We start from the raw sequence: 290 nt of genomic DNA, 5'->3' as shown, positions 1-290 counted from the left end.
ATCTACGAGCGAGCCAAGGCGGCCAGTTGCGCCACCGCGTCACGGAACAGGCCGAGGTTGTAGTCGAGAATGGTGGCGTTGCGCAGTTGCACATTGGTGTGGACGACGGCGAGAAGCGCCAGGTGGTGATCAAGCTGCCAAAACGCGACCGTCGTGTCGTGACTGAGTCGCATCACACTCGTAGACCAATCGCGGGTGCGGACAGGGTGCTCGACGGCATCAGGCACCTGGGCGTACAGCTCCGAAAACTGGAGCAAGAAGTGCATGTACCGAAATACGATATTGTACAG

General features: G+C 59.0%; 1 protein-coding gene. It reads right to left on the bottom strand.

Going from position 1 to position 290, the window contains the following annotated elements; genetic code table 11:
• Window positions 1-2: 2 nt before the first annotated feature.
• Window positions 3-290: hypothetical protein (locus AC0IXC_RS29175; protein WP_471653718.1), on the bottom strand; the 288-nt coding region annotated here is incomplete at its 5' end.

This window comes from Bacillus sp. AC266 (genome assembly GCF_979253805.1).
This window is presented reverse-complemented; position numbering and strand designations above follow the sequence as displayed.